At 56.6% G+C, this 15,824-nt stretch carries 20 protein-coding genes; 4 read left to right on the top strand and 16 right to left on the bottom strand.

Features of this window, described 5'->3' with window-relative positions:
* Window positions 1–27: 27 nt before the first annotated feature.
* The 15 genes from ACMG4M_RS05290 to ACMG4M_RS05220 all read right to left on the bottom strand — a co-directional run bounded on the left by ACMG4M_RS05290 (window position 28) and on the right by ACMG4M_RS05220 (window position 12,021).
* Window positions 28–420 carry a hypothetical protein gene (locus ACMG4M_RS05290; RefSeq protein WP_414430844.1) on the bottom strand — a complete coding sequence of 131 codons (393 nt, stop codon included), beginning with the start codon at window positions 418–420 and terminating at the stop codon, window positions 28–30.
* A gap of 346 nt (window positions 421–766) precedes the next feature.
* Complete coding sequence (locus tag ACMG4M_RS05285; RefSeq protein WP_414430843.1) at window positions 767–1,300, bottom strand: phage major capsid protein; 534 nt, start codon at window positions 1,298–1,300, stop codon at window positions 767–769.
* Window positions 1,239–2,192, bottom strand: a complete 954-nt coding sequence (locus tag ACMG4M_RS05280; RefSeq protein ID WP_414430842.1) for a phage major capsid protein — start codon at window positions 2,190–2,192, stop codon at window positions 1,239–1,241. Before ACMG4M_RS05280 ends, ACMG4M_RS05285 begins: the two co-directional genes overlap by 62 nt.
* 10 nt (window positions 2,193–2,202) lie before the next feature.
* Window positions 2,203–3,060, bottom strand: a complete 858-nt coding sequence (locus ACMG4M_RS05275) for a head maturation protease, ClpP-related (RefSeq protein ID WP_414430841.1) — start codon at window positions 3,058–3,060, stop codon at window positions 2,203–2,205.
* Complete coding sequence (locus tag ACMG4M_RS05270; protein ID WP_414430840.1) at window positions 3,057–4,358, bottom strand: phage portal protein; 1,302 nt, start codon at window positions 4,356–4,358, stop codon at window positions 3,057–3,059. The genes ACMG4M_RS05275 and ACMG4M_RS05270 overlap by 4 nt, the downstream gene beginning before the upstream one ends.
* Window positions 4,358–6,007 carry a terminase large subunit gene (locus tag ACMG4M_RS05265; RefSeq protein ID WP_414430839.1) on the bottom strand — a complete coding sequence of 550 codons (1,650 nt, stop codon included), beginning with the start codon at window positions 6,005–6,007 and terminating at the stop codon, window positions 4,358–4,360. Before ACMG4M_RS05265 ends, ACMG4M_RS05270 begins: the two co-directional genes overlap by 1 nt.
* Window positions 6,008–6,102: 95 nt before the next feature.
* The gene (locus ACMG4M_RS05260; protein ID WP_414430838.1) at window positions 6,103–6,567 is read right to left on the bottom strand and encodes a P27 family phage terminase small subunit; all 465 of its coding nucleotides are present in this window, start codon (window positions 6,565–6,567) and stop codon (window positions 6,103–6,105) included.
* Window positions 6,568–6,667: 100 nt separating this feature from the next.
* Entirely contained in the window at window positions 6,668–7,030 is a 363-nt protein-coding gene (locus ACMG4M_RS05255) for an HNH endonuclease (RefSeq protein ID WP_414430837.1), read from the bottom strand.
* Window positions 7,030–7,230, bottom strand: a complete 201-nt coding sequence (locus ACMG4M_RS05250; protein WP_414430836.1) for a hypothetical protein — start codon at window positions 7,228–7,230, stop codon at window positions 7,030–7,032. Before ACMG4M_RS05250 ends, ACMG4M_RS05255 begins: the two co-directional genes overlap by 1 nt.
* Before the next feature lie 50 nt (window positions 7,231–7,280).
* The gene (locus ACMG4M_RS05245; protein WP_414430835.1) at window positions 7,281–7,763 is read right to left on the bottom strand and encodes a lysis system i-spanin subunit Rz; all 483 of its coding nucleotides are present in this window, start codon (window positions 7,761–7,763) and stop codon (window positions 7,281–7,283) included.
* On the bottom strand, window positions 7,760–8,230 hold the full coding sequence (locus ACMG4M_RS05240; RefSeq protein ID WP_414430834.1) for a lysozyme: 471 nt from the start codon (window positions 8,228–8,230) through the stop codon (window positions 7,760–7,762). The genes ACMG4M_RS05245 and ACMG4M_RS05240 overlap by 4 nt, the downstream gene beginning before the upstream one ends.
* A complete protein-coding gene (locus ACMG4M_RS05235; protein ID WP_414430833.1) occupies window positions 8,220–8,450 on the bottom strand; it encodes an HP1 family phage holin in 231 nt (76 codons plus the stop codon). The genes ACMG4M_RS05240 and ACMG4M_RS05235 overlap by 11 nt, the downstream gene beginning before the upstream one ends.
* A 180-nt stretch (window positions 8,451–8,630) precedes the next feature.
* Window positions 8,631–9,227 (bottom strand): hypothetical protein, encoded by a 597-nt coding sequence (locus ACMG4M_RS05230; protein ID WP_414430832.1) that lies wholly within the window; start codon window positions 9,225–9,227, stop codon window positions 8,631–8,633.
* A gap of 299 nt (window positions 9,228–9,526) precedes the next feature.
* On the bottom strand, window positions 9,527–10,966 hold the full coding sequence (locus ACMG4M_RS05225; protein ID WP_414430831.1) for a primase-helicase family protein: 1,440 nt from the start codon (window positions 10,964–10,966) through the stop codon (window positions 9,527–9,529).
* Window positions 10,966–12,021 carry a PriCT-2 domain-containing protein gene (locus ACMG4M_RS05220; protein WP_414430830.1) on the bottom strand — a complete coding sequence of 352 codons (1,056 nt, stop codon included), beginning with the start codon at window positions 12,019–12,021 and terminating at the stop codon, window positions 10,966–10,968. The genes ACMG4M_RS05225 and ACMG4M_RS05220 overlap by 1 nt, the downstream gene beginning before the upstream one ends.
* Before the next feature lie 178 nt (window positions 12,022–12,199).
* On the opposite strand from ACMG4M_RS05220, the gene ACMG4M_RS05215 reads away from it, so the two are divergent.
* On the top strand, window positions 12,200–12,691 hold the full coding sequence (locus tag ACMG4M_RS05215) for a hypothetical protein (RefSeq protein ID WP_414430829.1): 492 nt from the start codon (window positions 12,200–12,202) through the stop codon (window positions 12,689–12,691).
* A 54-nt stretch (window positions 12,692–12,745) separates the two neighbouring features.
* The gene (locus tag ACMG4M_RS05210; RefSeq protein ID WP_414430828.1) at window positions 12,746–13,231 is read left to right on the top strand and encodes a hypothetical protein; all 486 of its coding nucleotides are present in this window, start codon (window positions 12,746–12,748) and stop codon (window positions 13,229–13,231) included.
* 195 nt (window positions 13,232–13,426) lie between these two features.
* Here ACMG4M_RS05210 and ACMG4M_RS05205 read toward each other — a convergent pair whose 3' ends face one another.
* The gene (locus ACMG4M_RS05205; RefSeq protein WP_414430827.1) at window positions 13,427–13,927 is read right to left on the bottom strand and encodes a phage regulatory CII family protein; all 501 of its coding nucleotides are present in this window, start codon (window positions 13,925–13,927) and stop codon (window positions 13,427–13,429) included.
* Window positions 13,928–14,229: 302 nt separating this feature from the next.
* Here ACMG4M_RS05205 and ACMG4M_RS05200 point away from each other — a divergent pair, with 302 nt between their 5' ends.
* Together ACMG4M_RS05200 and ACMG4M_RS05195 are read left to right on the top strand one after the other, a co-directional pair.
* Window positions 14,230–15,015 carry a helix-turn-helix domain-containing protein gene (locus ACMG4M_RS05200; protein WP_414430826.1) on the top strand — a complete coding sequence of 262 codons (786 nt, stop codon included), beginning with the start codon at window positions 14,230–14,232 and terminating at the stop codon, window positions 15,013–15,015.
* Between the two features lie 34 nt (window positions 15,016–15,049).
* Window positions 15,050–15,748, top strand: a complete 699-nt coding sequence (locus tag ACMG4M_RS05195; RefSeq protein ID WP_414430825.1) for a hypothetical protein — start codon at window positions 15,050–15,052, stop codon at window positions 15,746–15,748.
* Window positions 15,749–15,824: the final 76 nt, after the last annotated feature.

Raw genomic sequence — 15,824 nt, 5'->3', positions numbered from 1 at the left:
GAAGCCCCAGTAATAAACAACGGTCGGCTATTCACGCAGTGCTGCCTCCAGGGAAATTCGCGGCCAGAGCTGAATAGCGGTTTCACGGCTGGCATTCAGGATCTCGGCGCCATGCAGAAAACCGGCGGCCTTCTGGAATTCACCCGGCCAGTTATTCACCGAGACGGCGTTGCCCAACCCTCTTGGGTGGTCGCCGTGCCAGTGTCTCTTGCCGTCCGGTGCATATTTGCAGTCGTAGCCGAGCATGATGATCCGGCTGGCTCCGTAGTGGTGCGCCAGTATCAATGCGCCTGCCCCGGAATTACCGGAGTAAGGCAGATCAACAATCGCCGCCCCCCGCGCCCCCTTGGCGATGCTGAGCTTTTCGCCAGCAAAACCATGGGTGTCATCGTAATGCTTACGCCACCAAGCCAGATCCATCGCGTAGAGGATGTCGGCCCAGGGCGCTATGCGGAAGGTGGTGTTCGTGACGATGACGCCCCGCGTTTCCGGCGAGGCTTCCTTCCAGGCTTTGACTTGTTCAACGTCTGCTTCTGTGAGGCTGGGGCCACTGGCAATGCAGACGACTTCGTGCCAGCGGCCTTCTTGGGGTGCGCCTCAATCTCCCGAGCCAGGCCCTTGCGGCCAAGCTCGCCCGCCAGATACGCCGAGCAATGGAACCGCTCACCGCGCACCCGGTTATCGAAATAGGTCAGGGCTACCACTTCAGGCATGGTTGACTCCCGAAATTAAAAAAGGGGCCCGAAGGCCCCAACCGCTACCGTGATCAGCTACCGACGATCAGCGAGCCTTTCACAAAGGCTTCGGGGCGGTAGATGGCCAGCACTGCGCGCTCTTCCACGCGCAGGGTGGCCAGGTTGCGTTCAAAGTTGTCCTTGTTCTCGAAGGAAATTGCCACGCTGGCGTCTTCACGATCCAGCAGCTGGGCATGGGTGGCGAAGTCGCCCACCAGGGTTTCGCCTTGCGGCATGGACTGGGTGGCCACGACATCACGGCCCCAGATACGGCCGGTGGTGGTGGCCTGCGGGTTGCTGAACAGATACTGCTTGTTGGCATCCTTCAGCATTTCCGCGTTGGCCCAGTTCACCGGGTTCATGACGATGCCGGTGGCGAAGGCTTCCGCCAGTTCCACCTGCAGCAGCATGAGGCGCAGGCGGTCCAACATGGTTTCGCCATCAACAACAGCGCCCGCTGGCTGCGAGTAGGCAGAAGCAGCGGTGTACAGGCCTTCCAGGTTGTTACCGGTACCAGAGCCCAGCAACAGCTGGAGCTCTTCCTTGAGCTTCAGGCCGTGCATCATCCGGCCATCCAGGTAGCTCTGCAAGGAACGGCACATCTGAGAGCATCTGAGTCGAGACATCCAGAGTGTGCGCAATGGTGGCCACCGCACGAGTCACATCATCAAACGAGATGCTGGACTTGGCTTTCAGGGCACCTTGGCTGGACTGAATGCCAGCGTTATTGGTAAAGCCAGATTCCCGCGGGAAGAAGATGGCCGGCTTGTCAGTACGACCAGGCATCAACAGGTCGCGGATGGTCAGGCGTCGCTGCAAGGGCTGAACCATGCCGCGATTGTCTGCCGGATAGGTCAGGGAAGAGCCACCACCCGTGGTGTCAGTCAGCGCTGCCTGGAAGGCATTACGCGGCACCGCCACTCGCATGGTCTGCCCCTGTACGGGGTTAGCCATGAAAGCCTGAGCGTCGGCGTCCTCCTCCAGATGAGCAGCGAGAAGCTGGCCAGCGGTCTGGTCAACCGCGCCCCCACCGCCACCGGTATCTTTGATGCCGGCAAGAGCCTGCTCGGCAGCTTCCTGCCGCGCCTTGAGTTCACCCTGGGCGGTCAGTAGTTGGTCCACCTTGGCCTTGGTTTCGTCACTCATTTCCCGGTGTGCCTTGATGTCTTTTTCAGACTGTTCGGCATGGGCCTTGAGCTGATCACCAATCGTTTTCAGATCGGCCTGGGTTTGTTTGTACTGGGCCTCGATATCTTCTTCTGAGCCCACCTTACCAAGCTGAGCACGCAGGCCACTGTGGTACTGGATCTGGCCGGGCTCTACCAGGAAGGCAGAGGCGAAGACGATACCGGCGGAAGCAATAACGGTTTCCGGGGTGACACCGAAAGCCAGGGGAATGGACGCCGCAATGGCGATGACGGCCAGCATAAAGGTGGCCGTGAGCTGAAAGCTTTTCATAGCGTTTTCCTCAAAATGGGGATTGGAGTTTGATCAGGGGTTCCAGGTCGAACGCGACAGCGGGATGCGTGTCGTCATCGGCAGCGTTATGCATGCCGGGGCCAGCAGCGTTTCGCATGCCGGACTTGTATTCATTCAGGAGCTGGCGACGGTCGGCCCGTGACAAGCCAGCCTTCGCCAAAGCAATATCCAGTTTCTTGGCGGCCACCTTGGTACCCGACACATTGGCTTCTGCATCGATCTGGTCAGAAGCCAGCAGGCTATCGGCAAAGCCTTCGCTGACCGCATCGCTGCCACCAATCCAGGACTCGGCATCCATCATGGCCTGCATGGTTTCGATGGGCTCTTCGGTTCGGACGCTGTAGACGTCTGCCATGCTGCGATCAAGCGGTTCCAGGAAGTCGGCGAGATCACGCAAGTCATGGCGATTGCCGATAGCCAGGGTCCAGGCGTTATGGATCATGAAAAAGCCCGCCCGGGCGATCTGGATTTCATCGCCTGCCATGGCAATGATGCTGGCCGCACTGGCTGCCAGCGACAGCACCTTCACGGTCACCTTACCTTTGTGTTCCTTGAGCAGGCTGTAGATGGCCAGGCCTTCAAACAGGTCGCCCCCGGGCGAGTTGATGTTGACCGTGACGTCATTCTCGGGACCAATGTTCCGCAGGGCTGCAGCTACCCGCTTGCTGGTAACACCCTCACCGGTCCAGAAATCTTCGCCGATGACATCAAAAATACCGATGTCGTTGTTGTCATCGGCAGCTGCCGCCCGTACACCCGGGTTCCACTGCTGGAGGGCCTTGGGCGAGATGTCGAAACGGACGTTGGCGCCCGCGTGGAGCTGCGGGAAACGGGTAGAAAAGTTCATGGCCGGGATTCCTCTTTGGTTGCGGCATCGTCGGCTTCATCGAGCCAGGCTTTAAGGGCCGCTCTTGCGGCATCACCATCGTTTTGGGTGCCGATCAGATCCAGCGGAACCATGGCGCTTTGCACCGTAAGCACGTCGGCATTGCCGCCACGGGCCGGCATATTCTCTTTCACGCGCACTTCGTCACGGCTCCAGATGCCGTTGTTCACCATGACGGAGTACAGCGCAGCGCGTGCTGCCGCATCACCACGCAGCAGCCCCTCGATGCTGAATTCAGCGTAGTAGCGGCCTTGATCCTGTGGCGGCAGCAGGTTTTTGTTGATGGCCTGTTCAATACGGGTGAGCCAGGGGCGCAGCGTGAAGGTGATAAACCGGATCATTTTCTGCTCAAGCCCGGTACCCCAGTTGCTGTCTTTGCCGCCGTGGCCAACCATGCTGGGGTCGACCAGGTACCAGCGACACACCTCTTCCACTGAGAAAGACCGGCTTTCCAGCAGCTGGGCATCTTTCGGGTTGATGCCGATGGCTTCAGCGTCCATACCGGCTTCCAGCAAGGGAGCCTCACCTGCCTGCATGGAGCCTCGAATCTTTTTCAGGTTTTCCCTGAACTCTTCGCGCTGCTCCTTCTTAACCACTCGGTCCATCTTGAAATAGACCGCAGGCTGCAAGCCTTTCTCGAACGTACTGTTGGCAGCCTGTGCAGCGGCCAGCGCTGAGCCAAACACCCGAGCCCCTTGGCTGATCGCCGAGATACCCCACCGGCCATCCAGGGAAAAGCCAGGCACATGGAACAGGTTGCTGTTCAGTACAGGCCGCTGCTTACCGGTGTCTTCCGTGTACCAGAACTGAAATTCACCGCTTGCCAATCGCCGGCGCGTCAAGCGGTTCGGGGCCAGGAACCTGAGCCCAACCAGCCGACCGTTGAAAAACTGTTTCTCGGATAAACCGTTACCCTGGTTCAGCAGAGCAGCGGTTTTCGCTTCCCAGTAGGTGCTGGCCGTGGCATCAGCATTCGGACTGGAATGCAGGATCCGATACAACGGGTGCTCAGTCGCCAGCCGGCGCCCAGAGCTGGTGCGTTCGTAGAGCTGCAACGGCAAGGTGCCAATAGATTCCGCGATAATCCGCGTGCAGGCCCATGCTGCCGAAAGCGTCAACACGCTGTTGGGGTTAATGTTTTGCCCGGCGGTGTCGACACTGGCCGCCACGGTAGAATCCAGCGTGCGCCAATCCACACCCAGCCATCCCAGCAGCGCCGCTTTGAAGCGCCCAGGCTTTTCTGCGTTGCTGAGTTTCATCAGAGTATCGGGTCCATCAGGAAGTCGTTGATATCGTCTTCATCGTCTGGCTCATGGGCCGCGATGAAGGCCATCAGCGCTGCCACGGCGCCATCAATCTTGCTTTCACGGTTGTCTTTGACGGGCCTCATCATTTTCCCGTCTTCCGTTTCCTTCGCGACGACGTTGCTGAACATCCAGCTCAGGCACGGGTTGCCATCGTGGTGGATCCGGCCAGCTTTCAGCAGGCGCTCGAAGTCCCTCATCGGGGCGGAAAAGTTGGTGTAGGTCTGTCCCACTTTCACCGCTTCGAGGCCGTGATGCTTTTCAAGGCGCTGCGCCAGGTGGGCCGCACCGTGGGGGTCGTAGAAGGTCTGGCCCATGTCGAAAACTTCGGCATCCTGAATGATGTGCTCTTCCACATCGTCATAGTCGATGGTCTCTCCATCGCACTGGATCAGATGGCCGCTTTGCACCCATTCATCGTAGTGGTCGTTTTCCTGCACCTTGGCTTCGGTGGCGTAGTACCGCCCGAAGAAGTAATAGTGCTGCTCACCGTCAATCAGGCGGGTGAAGCATTTCACCGCGGCGGTGAGGTCATCGGTTTCAGAAAGATCGATGCCCAGTTTGGCGGGCTCGCCTTCGAACTGGCTGACATGCAGATCCGGGTTGCCTTGCCGGTTCCAGTCCAGCATGTTCAGCCAGGCGTTCTTACCGGTGACCCACACATTGAAATGCTTGGTGAGCACAACGCTACGTTTGCGAGGGCTCTGTTCTGCATCGCGCACCCGGGCTTCCAAGAACTCCCGGCTCACGGAAATCCCCATATTGGGGTTGGCTTTAATCAGGCCTTCTTCCGTGCGCCATTCGTGTTCCGGGTCATCCACGGTGTAGATCACACCGAAGAGCTCTTCATTCACAATGCTGCCCTGCAGCACCGCCTCCAGCTCCTTTTGCTGTGCATAGCAGGGCCCAGCGATGTTCGAACCAGCGGTGGTGATCATTAGCAGCAGCGGCTGGTCACGGGCACCCATACCGGTGAGCATCGTGTCGTACAGGGTGTCATCCGGGTGCTCGTGCACCTCATCCAGAATGGCGCAGCTAGGGGACGCACCATCACCCGGCTTTCCGATCACCGGCTCAAACCGGCTACCATCCGGAAATCGCTTGGAGCCATCCGGGTGAGGCTTTGTGCCTACCTGGTCCAGCTCCAACCGCTTTGCGTGGGTGGTCACTCCATACGAGCGGCGGAAAGCTGGCTGTTTTTCCGCCATTTTCTTGGCGGGCCGGAACACTTCCCACGCCTGCTTTTCGCTGGTGGCACCGCAGTAGACCTCGGCACCGTATTCGCCATCTTCGGCCAGCATGTAATTCGCGATCACCGCCGCCTTGATGGACTTGCCATTCTTGCGGGGCTCACAGTCGTAAACGATCCGGAACCGCCGCAGGCCGGAATCAACATGCACCCAGCCAAAGATGTTGGCCAACCCGAATTTCTGCCAAGCCTCAAACCGGATCCGGTTTGCCTTGCCACTGGCCCGGGCCCACTTCCCTTTCACATGCGGGAAGAGCTGGCCAAAGTTGATGATCTTGCAGGCTTTCGCCTCATCGAAGAGGTAGGGGAAGCCATCCGTGTTCTGCCGCTGCAAGTCATTCAGGAAACGTTGCACTGCCAACTTTTCCCACTTGCAGGCTGGCCGCTCTCCACTGATAACCGCTTGGCAGTAGGCGTTTACATCTGCCAGATGGTTGTCACTAACCGGGATCACAACTTCCCAAACTCATCATCTTCAAACAGGCTGCCCTGCTTGTCGTTGAATCGGAGCTCTGTAGCCGGAGAAATGCCCAGCTGCGCTACCAGGGAATTCCACTTTCGCCAGTCATCATTCAGCTGGGCAACTTGCGGGCGTGCCTTGTGCTGTATGCCATGGCGGCCTGACGTGACATAGCTCCAATCTTCACCGTCCAGAAAGCAGCGGAGTTCATCCATGCGGACCTTGACCACGCAGTACTGCTCGATGAAGTCCACAAAGTGCGGACGCAAACGGCCGAGCCTGCTCAGCTCGGGCGCGATTCGGTCCCACACTTTCTTTTCAGCGCGGGTCAGGCCGCGGGGTTTCAGTTCCTTCGCGCGCGCCTGGTGCAGCTTTTCATTTTCAGCGGACGCAGCTTGGCCTTGCTCGAATGCCGGGTGCTTAGTGATCGCGGATTCCGGATATCGACCTGCCATAGCGAATCATCACCACCAGTCAAAAGCCCAATGGTGAAACTCCTTTCAATTCCAAACGCATAAAAAATTGATTGGGGGGGCGGTGTCCGTGAGGGACGGCCTAAGGTTTCGCCCCACCCCTCCCTTTCTGTGATTCCAGCTGGGTTTTGGCATCGCTACAGGGCTGGCAAAGGGTCTGCAAATTGGTGTCGGCATCACTGCCGCCTTCTGCAATGGGGACAATGTGATCACAAATCCCCGCTTTCGCACCGTGTAACGTGACAATCGTGACGATTCCTTGCCGCAAACACTCCTGGCAGAGGAAACCATCACGCTCGAATATCTGTTCTCTCTTACGCCGCCACGGCCTACCACCACGGCCAGACTTGGCCTTCACCGGTTTCTGCCAGGCAACACGGTTGGGACAGCCACCGGCATGCACCTTGCGGCACTTACCGCACCATCGTGATGGCCGGGTAGCCATCAGATCGGGCGGCCGGCCAGGTCAACACCACGGGGTCCATCAAGATCCTCGTCTTCCTCATCATCCAGCACGGCTGCGAGCAGATCCTGATTCACCGCCACCAGTTGTTGGTTGGCTTCCACCATCTGCGCCAGCTGATGAGTCAACTGTTGCTGGCTCTTGATCAGCTGCTGGATTAACGATTCCTCTTGCTCGCTCATAAGCCAACCTACCCATCTTCCTGATCCACTCACGCCGCCGGCGGCAACCCTCACAAGCCATCAGCAAGACACACACGCCGAACATAATCTTGCAGCGCACTCAGCGCTCGGATTGCTCGGTCTCCTTCTCGGGTGATACGGATAACTCTTTCACCATGCGCGGGGTCAAGGTCGGCTCGAACTCTTCCATCATCCAGGCCGCCGGCGCCGGGTTCTGCACTGGCTCCACACTCTGAGGCAAGCACTGACAACCTGATGCGACCAGCGCCAATATCAGACAGCAGCTGCTCTTCACGCTCTTCAGCATTCCGCTTTGCCTCCGTATGCCGGGCATCTAGTGCCTCGAACCGTTTTTGCAGTTTGTCTCGCTGAACCTGAGCATGCGCCATATCAACCAGTGCATCCGCAACCTGGTCCTCCCGGAACTCTGCATACTCAACAGCCTGCCACTTCCAGCCGAACAGGAAGCCAGCAGAGAATATCGCCGAGATAACAATCAGAAGACCCAGGCCACGGGCCACAGCCGGGCTCATGCATCACCCATGCACAGGGCATACTCGGCATCACGGCGCTTTACGAGTCCACCCAACCGCTCGCCACCGGCATACACCCAACGCTTCAACTCAGGGCACCAGGCCCGGAATGACTCACCACGGTTAATCTTGGCCACCAGCGTGCTGCTGCAGGCCGCACCAACTCCCACGTTGTAAGTCCAGCTGAGTACAGCTGCCCACTGGTTTGGGGTCAGGTACCCATCTATGCATGCCTCAACACCAGCCAGATGCTTACGCATTTCACGCTGCAACGCTGCATCACATTCAGCATCAGTGGCCGCGTCACCGATCTGCACATCAGCAGTGATGCCCTCGCAGATCGTGGGAACGCCCACCGGGTCAAGGTAGGCAACCAGACTGCGCCCCTCGTAAGGCGCAATCACAGAACCTGCGATAGCCAGCACACCAGCACCAATGATCCCTGCCAAACGCGCTTTACTGGCCATCGCTATCAATCTCTTGAAGCTGATCCATCTTCAGCTTGAACAACCGCTGCTCACGGCGATCCTTGCGGAACTGGTAAATCGCATTGATCAGCAAGGTAAGCAACGCAGTGAAGATACCGACGATGACGCCCCACTCTGTCAGGGTTAGCCCGGCCAGGACTGAAACGCCGGCACCGGCGTAGCTGCCAGCAGAAACCACGCTGTCAGTCTTTGGCGTCATCAACGGCCCTCGAACTCTTCTCGGAAATAAAAAAGCCCGCCAAAAGGCGGGCCCGGGGAGAGTATCGGGCACAAAAAAACCCGCCGAGATTTCTCAGGGCGGGCTTATGCACGATGGGAAAATGGTGGTGGTTTTTGTCCGGTTCGTCAAGAGGTCAAGTGCAGAAAATTTAAAATTCTTTCATGCGGCCTCATCTGAGAACTGGCGATGCAGGTGCCGTAAAACCTTTTCCTCAAGTGACCACAAGGTCTGCATCATATTATCCGCCCTATCCTGCCAAACATCAGAGAACTGGCTTTTGCCGATACCTGCTACCGCCGCCCGGCTTCGCACCGTCAGCTTGGCCTGCCCGGTACCCTTGCACCGTCCACACTCCTCCCAGCTTGATTCCACAGCCCGCAGGGTTCCGCTGCCCTGCCTCACCGGCCATTGCTGCCACAGCGACCCACGGCCAACACATTCGCTACAGCGCATGGGGTGCACAAGCTCAAACACACACAGCTGGGCCAGGCCTTCGCAATAATCCGTCTTCCAGCCCTGTTTCAGGCAGCGCCGACGAAATTCATCGCGAACCCACACAGCCAGATCCAGCTGCGCCTGGTTGTCGTCACAGAACTTCGCCCGCCCCACCAACGCCGCCTCCAGCGGCAGCCGGCCCATGCCAAGCGCCGCAGCAACATCAACAGGCCGGATCGCTACCGGGCCACTGCCAAAACCAGCGCCATCAATCAGCAGCCCCTTCGCCGTCATCTTTCCCAGCAATCGGATCGGATGCATAACTCTCCCCTGACCATTTCTCATTTGTTGAACGTGGAACGTATCGTTTTGGGCAACCGACACCTGAATTTCAGGTGTCGGTTTATGTGTCTAGCCGTAACTTATTGATTTATCTTTAACTATTACTATTTTCCGACACCTAGACACCTAGACACATAAATATGGGTGTACGCATACGCGCAGGCGCACACAGGCGCACGAAGGCCTGTTTTAGGCGTCTAGGCGTCTAGCCCAGTAATCACGCGCCCTACAGCTGTCGGCGCAGGTGTCGGCGCAGGTGTCTAGGTGTCGGAAAATCATCATTGCCCCTCTCCATCAGGCCGCACCCAACTACCTTGAGCCGCCATATGGAACGCTCTGGCTTGCTGCCCGACCTCATCCAGGTAACCCGGCATATCACGCCGCTTAAACAACTCAGACGGCACCCACAGCCTTATCGTCTTTTTGGTACCCAATTCCTTGGGGAACTGCATATCACGCCTGTCGGACTTCATAACCCGCTTCAGGTCTGCCGCCAGGTCCCGCTGCCGGCGCTTGTACTCATTGTTTCGTTCACACCACCGGCAGAACACCGCCCACAAATCCGCTGACGCCACAGCGCCATACGGCAATTCCAGATCGCCATCCTGCCATTGCTTGTGAAAGTACAGCGCCGTGCTCATACCCATTTCAACAAGCCCCTCCTTCTCCTCATTCAGAGGCGGTCGGGTCCAGCTGCCAAAATCGCCGAGCGGCAAATTCAGCAGGTAATGCATGAAGCACTCAACACCACCGTTATTGATCTCAGCAAAAAGCTCGTGGAAATAATCCTGATCAGGCACATCATCGGCATAAAGCACCAGGTAACGCCGGTCACCCTGGTCCAGCAACAGCGGCACCGTCTCGTTCGACAGAAACACCACATTCAAATGGTTCGTTTCCACCCGCTCGGGCGCATGCTTCTCATTGATCCGCACTGACTTACCCGTCACCAGGTGCTTCAGCTGGCCCTTGTAGTGGCTCTTTTCGGCACGGCTTACCACCTCTTCCGCCAACGCAAAGCACTTACCCGCCTGCCATCCAGTAAACTGGCTTTCCAGCTGCGCCTGGCCAATCGTGGTAGCCGCCTCACCATAAATCGGCATCACCACGTTTTCCCACACTGCACTCTTACCGGGGCCCTCGGCACCAAACATAACAACACTGCTATCCATCTTGGCCCCGGGCTGCTGAACAGGAAGCGCGACCCACCGCATTAGCCAATTGAACTCGGCCTGCCGAAACCGACAAAGCCGGTAGAAGTGGTCCAGAATACGCTGGCACCCTTCCTGCCCTCGCGGGTCCGGCGTCACACCAAACCCTTCCCACAGGTTCACCCACTTCTTCCCGAGATTCTGCCCTGGCTCAAACTTCAACCCATAAACAATCTTCCGGCTGGGGCTATCCTCCCAGGTCTTGAAAAGCTCACGCCCGATCGCATGCCGAAGGTGCGAAAGCCGCATATAAATCCGGTTCCTCGAGTCCCATACCATGTCGGTGCCATAAACCAGCATGCAATGCTCGATCAGCGCCGTCTTGGTCCAACGAGTACCATCCCCCACCCCCCCTTGCGCGTGACCGCGCTCTTCAGGAGTGGGCGTGGGAGAGGACTCTTCTACGGCATCATTCGCCGCCAACGCCTCTTGCAGGCCAGCCTGCAGCTGCTTCTTCGCCTCACGCTTGCCATGCTCCTGCGCAAGGTCATTCCAATCACCATGCATCAGGCCGCTTCCTTCTTCGGGAAATTCGGAGTCAATATCACGCCACCGAAGGCTTGCTGGCACTTGTTCGCCGCCTCTTGCCCCGCCCGCTTACCGGTCTGCTTATTCGGCGGGTCGTTATCGGCCAGCCACACCGGCGTCTTGCCCTCCAGCAAACCGGCACCCTGCATTTCAGCGGCCACCGCGTACATGTTGCCGGAATCAAAGCAAGTCACCACCGGCCAACCGGCACCCAGCTCATACGCCGTTGCCGCCGTGGCATAACCCTCGGCAAAGCCGACCAGCTCCGCACCATCCAGCTCACCCAGCACATGGAACAAGCCTTTCTTGCGCGCATACTTCGGGAACAGCTTCGTCCCTTGCTCGTTCACCGTCTGAATAGCCCAAACATAGCCGGCACAGTCACGCATCGGCACCGCGATGGCACCACTCTTCAACATCAAAAAGGAAATATGCTCCGGCCGGGGGCTCGGCAGCGCGCCAAACCAATCCCGGATCTCGTTCTTCAGCTTGATCTCGCAGGTCTGCGCCTGGTCATCAATCACCAGCAGCACCGCATTACGAAAAAACCGCACACCATGCGCCCCTACCCCTTTCTTGCCCAGGTAAGCGCTTTTGCCCATGGCTTGGGTATGGTCATCCCATATCGTCTGGCAGGCCCCTGCAACCGCCTCATGCATCACCAGCAAACGGGCTTCGTCAGCCTCTATGGCCGCTTGGCGGGCCTTTCTGCGCGCCTGCTGTTCATCCTGCAGCTGCCGCTTCTCTTCAGCGGTTAACTGCCGATGCGGGCGCTCCCAACCACCATCCTTCGCCAGCTTGATCAGCGTACCGATGGAATAATGGCCCGGCTTGGCACTGCGCCAGGTCGTCTTGCAGGCACCCTTGTCATAGTTGTGGCCCTGCTGGCTCCAGCTTTCGAACAGATCCCAACCCGTATCGCCGTATTCGCTTTTCAGCGCACCAGCGATTGAAAACCAGGTATCACGGTCACAGTTGGGATCGACATACAGCAAGGCCTGCCCGGCCTCTTGGAGTGGAAGCGGATCAGGCATGCCGCACCTCCAGAGAATTGGCGGCGGCTTCCACCGTGCTACCATTGGGTCTGCGACCAACACCAAAAACAGACACAAGAGGAAGCCACCATGAACCATCAAAACAGAGATCCTCAACCCAACACACAGGTGCCACCAAAAGCACCACCCGTCGAGCCACCAGATCAAGGATAAAGATATGACCGAAGAAACAACCCCAAGCCCAACCCAAAAGTTTCTTATCAACTTTGGGCGCCGTTTTAATGAGCGCTATGCTCGGCTCTATCGGCGCATCCACGGTTTGGTTTACTTCGTACAAATCGGCGGAACAATCAGTGCCTTCACTGCTTACACGACACAACATCCAGAATTCGCTGGCTGGGCCGGGCTCGTAATTGCAACAGCCACCACACTGGATATAACCATTCGTCCCAGCGAAAAAGCGGCAACCGCTACAGCGATACGAAATAGCTATCTCAGTCTTTCCAGACAGGCCCGGCGCCTTACAGGAGAAGAGATAGACGATGAAATTGCCCGACTTAGAGCCGAAGGAGCAACTACGGACCTCGAATCGCTCCGCGCAGTTGCCCATAACGACGTACTTACAGAAATGGGCTACAGCACTGAACAAGTGAAGAAACATAGATGCCAAGAAAACCCTTTCAACTGGTTTTTTCGGCTTGTCGCATAACGAGCTCTCCCCACGGCTTACAAACTCACAAATATAATAAAGCAGGAAAACGACATGAAGATCGACAGGGACTACCAAAAACAGCTTCTGACAATTCTTGCCAAGGCCTACCCCAAAAGCGTCCCCGGTCCCGATCTTCAATTCACCAACGAGGACCCGCAGGTCGTTCTCGCTAACGCCCACTATCTCTCGGAACACGGGCTTGTTAAAACGCGCTTCAGCCAAGAACTCGCTGGAAGGATGTACCTGACAGACGCCAAAATCACAGCCAAAGGGCTTGACTTTCTTGCTGATGATGGCGGGCTTACTGCCATCCTTGAGGTAGTCACCGTTCGCCTGGAAGCCAACACCATCCGGGCGCTCATGGGCCAAAAGATCGAGAGCTCCGACTTGCCTACTCATGAGAAAAACCGCCTTCTTGAGGGCCTGAAGGACCTGCCAAACGAAGCGATGAAGCAGTTAACTCAACAAATCGTGAATGAGGGAGTTGAGCGCGCTCCTGGAATACTCCAGTGGCTCGGTACACTGATCGGCCCGTAACCCTGCCAATAGGGGAAAACACGATGAAACCAATCGCCAAGGCCACAACAACCACTGACGAATCGACACGATCATGGGCCAAACGAAGCTCCAGCTGCCCATCTACAACCTCAAACCACAATCGGCCCTCTAGATTGGACACCCCTAACTCATTCAAAAATGCCAACGCATTTTCAGATTCAAAGAAGGGGGCCATTACGCACCCCCTTCAAACTGCTTCGCCGCTTCCACCAGGCTGAACCCGGACTGCACCAGCCGATACAGGCTCTTCTCCAGCACAGCCAATTCATCCTGGTCCACCACGCCATCAGCAAGCGCATCCCGCACATCGGTGGTCATCTTGCCCACCCGGCCCACCAGATCGGCCAAGCCGCTGAAAAGCTCAGACTGGGAAGAATCCCCAGGCTGTGGCATCGGCAGCCAGACACACCCGGTAATCAACGAAATCGCGTCCAGAATCTGCTCCACGTCACCATGGTCACGGGCATACTCGGTAATCAGCTCAAACTGCTGCAGGGTCGGGTTTCGGTCCCGGTCGTTCAGGTTCAGGTTGTTGTACAGCTGCTGAGGGTGCAGGTCGTAGGTAGCGCAGAGCTTCTTGATGCCCTGCCGCTTTGCTGTCATGGCAAGGGCGGTTTTCAGGTCTGGCAAGGTGCATTCGGCCAGCGCTTCGCGGCCCATACGTTTGATATTCATGATGAAACACTCTCCCGGGTTTCTCTCAACAGGCGGCGCTGCCGCCCCTATTCTGGAATTATCAGGCGGCCTTGCTGTCGCGACCTGGCCGCAAAGCCTCTAGCAAATACTCTGCAGAGAAACGCCCTTCAGATGCCTCTGCAAGCAGTTCCGCATAGCAAGTCTCTCCCGTGTAATCGGTACGAGGCAGAGCGTCAGCATCGAGCCATTTGTATAGGGCCCGCGGCGATACACGGCAAATCTCACTTGCAGCTTTAACCCCGCCGATATCGCCAATAAATGATCTGAAGAAGGACATAGTCATGCCTCTGAAGTGTACTTTTGGTACATCTTATAATGGAACTGAAAGTACAATCAACTCCCGCGATAATGAACCGATGGTTCATACAGAAGAAAACGCAAAGGAAGAGTTCGCCCGGAGACTGAAAGCGGCGGCAAAAGAAGCCGGGCATGAAGCACGAGGCCTTGGAACCTTCCTCGCGAAAATCACAGGCACCACCCCCAAAGCTGCAAGCAAGTGGCTTGGAGGGGAATCCATTCCGCGCCCAGACAAGCTTCTGGTCATCGCCCGAAAACTAGGCGTTTCCCAGCAGTGGCTGCAATATGGCGAACCGGATAATTTCCGCATAAACGAGGAAACAGCCACTTATCAGCAAGGCAATGTCCAATACGCTGGCGAGGAGATAAGCTCCCGAGTAGCACCTGTTATCAGCTGGGTTCAAGCGGGGGAATGGTGCGAAGCAATTGACCTACACACCCCAGGCTTCGGGGAGGATTTCGAACCGGTTCCTTCAACTTCCGGCCCAAACGTATTTTGGTTGAGAGTGGTCGGTGATTCTATGACTGCCCAATCCGGCCTCAGCGTGCCAGAGGGTCACTTGATACTAGTAGACCCAGACATGCAGGCAGACAATGGCAGCTTAGTTGTAGCAAAATTAGACGAAACCCAAGAGGTCACATTCAAACAACTCGTAATTGACGCCGGCCATAAGTACCTAAAGCCTTTAAATAGGGACTATAAAACAATACCCATCAACGGGAACTGCAGGATCGTTGGCGTTGTTAAAGAGGCCAAGCTTAAATTTTAATCTAAAGCCAGCCCCCACCAACCATGGAAGGATTATGAAAAAAGCTTTGACTATCGGCATATCCGCCCTTCTTCTATCAGCTTGCGCCAATCCACTAACTAGGCCTGAATCAAAAGTCGAACCTTTTTCTAAGCCCGCCACAGGCGGAATCGCATCTGCCTCCATCGGCGACACAGTAATATCGACAGGCACCCACGAGACATTTCAAGCAATAGACCTATCTAACAAGCTGGCCATCAAAGGCCAATTTGAAGCCATTCCAGGCCAGTATCAAATAGTTGCAGAAGCACATAACGAGTTTTATGCGGCCCCATACTCTGGAGCTCAAACCGAAGCCCGCCAAGGGAAGATAATCTCACTTGACTCCGCATATACTGGCCACCTAAAGCTGAGAATAGATAAAAAGACCGGCAGGGCCTGCGCAGTTCAAAATCTAGGGACAGTACTTACCAACTGGTGCTCAGATATTCCGGCAAATTACACCAGGACGACCGGCAGAGCCATGACCGCCAGGTCTGAAAATCAAACACTGATTTTCTTAGGTATAAATGGCGATAAAGCGAAATTCCAATACCGCGAATTTTCCGGGGGATACGCCCAGCCTATAATGGAAACTGAATCGGTTTATGATTTGAGTGAATCTAAAGAGATCACCTACAAAGGCGCCACATTAGAGATCCTTGAGGCAAGCAATCAGCGCATCAAGTACAAGCTAATCTCCAACTTCAATTAAACCCCACCCAAGAACAAGCAAAACCTCACAGTTTAAATAGAACTGTGAGCCCACCCCCTCCTTAAGCCAAAATTGA

Source organism: Alcanivorax sp. IL3, assembly GCF_047495465.1.
In the GTDB taxonomy this organism is placed as follows: Bacteria; Pseudomonadota; Gammaproteobacteria; order Pseudomonadales; family Alcanivoracaceae; genus Alcanivorax; species Alcanivorax jadensis.
Note: the sequence above shows the minus strand (reverse complement) of the source record. Positions and strands in the feature narration are given on the sequence as shown.

What these genes read in the sequence shown, in the direction of transcription:
- ACMG4M_RS05260 (WP_414430838.1), bottom strand. Translation starts at nt 6,567, where the DNA reads ATGGCAGGTCGATATCCGGAATCCGCGATCACTAAGCACCCGGCATTC.
- ACMG4M_RS05270 (WP_414430840.1), bottom strand. Translation starts at nt 4,358, where the DNA reads ATGAAACTCAGCAACGCAGAAAAGCCTGGGCGCTTCAAAGCGGCGCTG.
- ACMG4M_RS05210 (WP_414430828.1), top strand. Translation starts at nt 12,746, where the DNA reads ATGAAGATCGACAGGGACTACCAAAAACAGCTTCTGACAATTCTTGCC.
- ACMG4M_RS05205 (WP_414430827.1), bottom strand. Translation starts at nt 13,927, where the DNA reads ATGAATATCAAACGTATGGGCCGCGAAGCGCTGGCCGAATGCACCTTG.
- ACMG4M_RS05240 (WP_414430834.1), bottom strand. Translation starts at nt 8,230, where the DNA reads ATGGCCAGTAAAGCGCGTTTGGCAGGGATCATTGGTGCTGGTGTGCTG.
- ACMG4M_RS05195 (WP_414430825.1), top strand. Translation starts at nt 15,050, where the DNA reads ATGAAAAAAGCTTTGACTATCGGCATATCCGCCCTTCTTCTATCAGCT.
- ACMG4M_RS05285 (WP_414430843.1), bottom strand. Translation starts at nt 1,300, where the DNA reads ATGATGCACGGCCTGAAGCTCAAGGAAGAGCTCCAGCTGTTGCTGGGC.
- ACMG4M_RS05275 (WP_414430841.1), bottom strand. Translation starts at nt 3,060, where the DNA reads ATGAACTTTTCTACCCGTTTCCCGCAGCTCCACGCGGGCGCCAACGTC.
- ACMG4M_RS05245 (WP_414430835.1), bottom strand. Translation starts at nt 7,763, where the DNA reads ATGAGCCCGGCTGTGGCCCGTGGCCTGGGTCTTCTGATTGTTATCTCG.
- ACMG4M_RS05230 (WP_414430832.1), bottom strand. Translation starts at nt 9,227, where the DNA reads ATGCATCCGATCCGATTGCTGGGAAAGATGACGGCGAAGGGGCTGCTG.
- ACMG4M_RS05215 (WP_414430829.1), top strand. Translation starts at nt 12,200, where the DNA reads ATGACCGAAGAAACAACCCCAAGCCCAACCCAAAAGTTTCTTATCAAC.
- ACMG4M_RS05235 (WP_414430833.1), bottom strand. Translation starts at nt 8,450, where the DNA reads ATGACGCCAAAGACTGACAGCGTGGTTTCTGCTGGCAGCTACGCCGGT.
- ACMG4M_RS05225 (WP_414430831.1), bottom strand. Translation starts at nt 10,966, where the DNA reads ATGCATGGTGATTGGAATGACCTTGCGCAGGAGCATGGCAAGCGTGAG.
- ACMG4M_RS05220 (WP_414430830.1), bottom strand. Translation starts at nt 12,021, where the DNA reads ATGCCTGATCCGCTTCCACTCCAAGAGGCCGGGCAGGCCTTGCTGTAT.
- ACMG4M_RS05290 (WP_414430844.1), bottom strand. Translation starts at nt 420, where the DNA reads ATGGATCTGGCTTGGTGGCGTAAGCATTACGATGACACCCATGGTTTT.
- ACMG4M_RS05255 (WP_414430837.1), bottom strand. Translation starts at nt 7,030, where the DNA reads ATGGCTACCCGGCCATCACGATGGTGCGGTAAGTGCCGCAAGGTGCAT.
- ACMG4M_RS05250 (WP_414430836.1), bottom strand. Translation starts at nt 7,230, where the DNA reads ATGAGCGAGCAAGAGGAATCGTTAATCCAGCAGCTGATCAAGAGCCAG.
- ACMG4M_RS05200 (WP_414430826.1), top strand. Translation starts at nt 14,230, where the DNA reads ATGCCTCTGAAGTGTACTTTTGGTACATCTTATAATGGAACTGAAAGT.
- ACMG4M_RS05280 (WP_414430842.1), bottom strand. Translation starts at nt 2,192, where the DNA reads ATGAAAAGCTTTCAGCTCACGGCCACCTTTATGCTGGCCGTCATCGCC.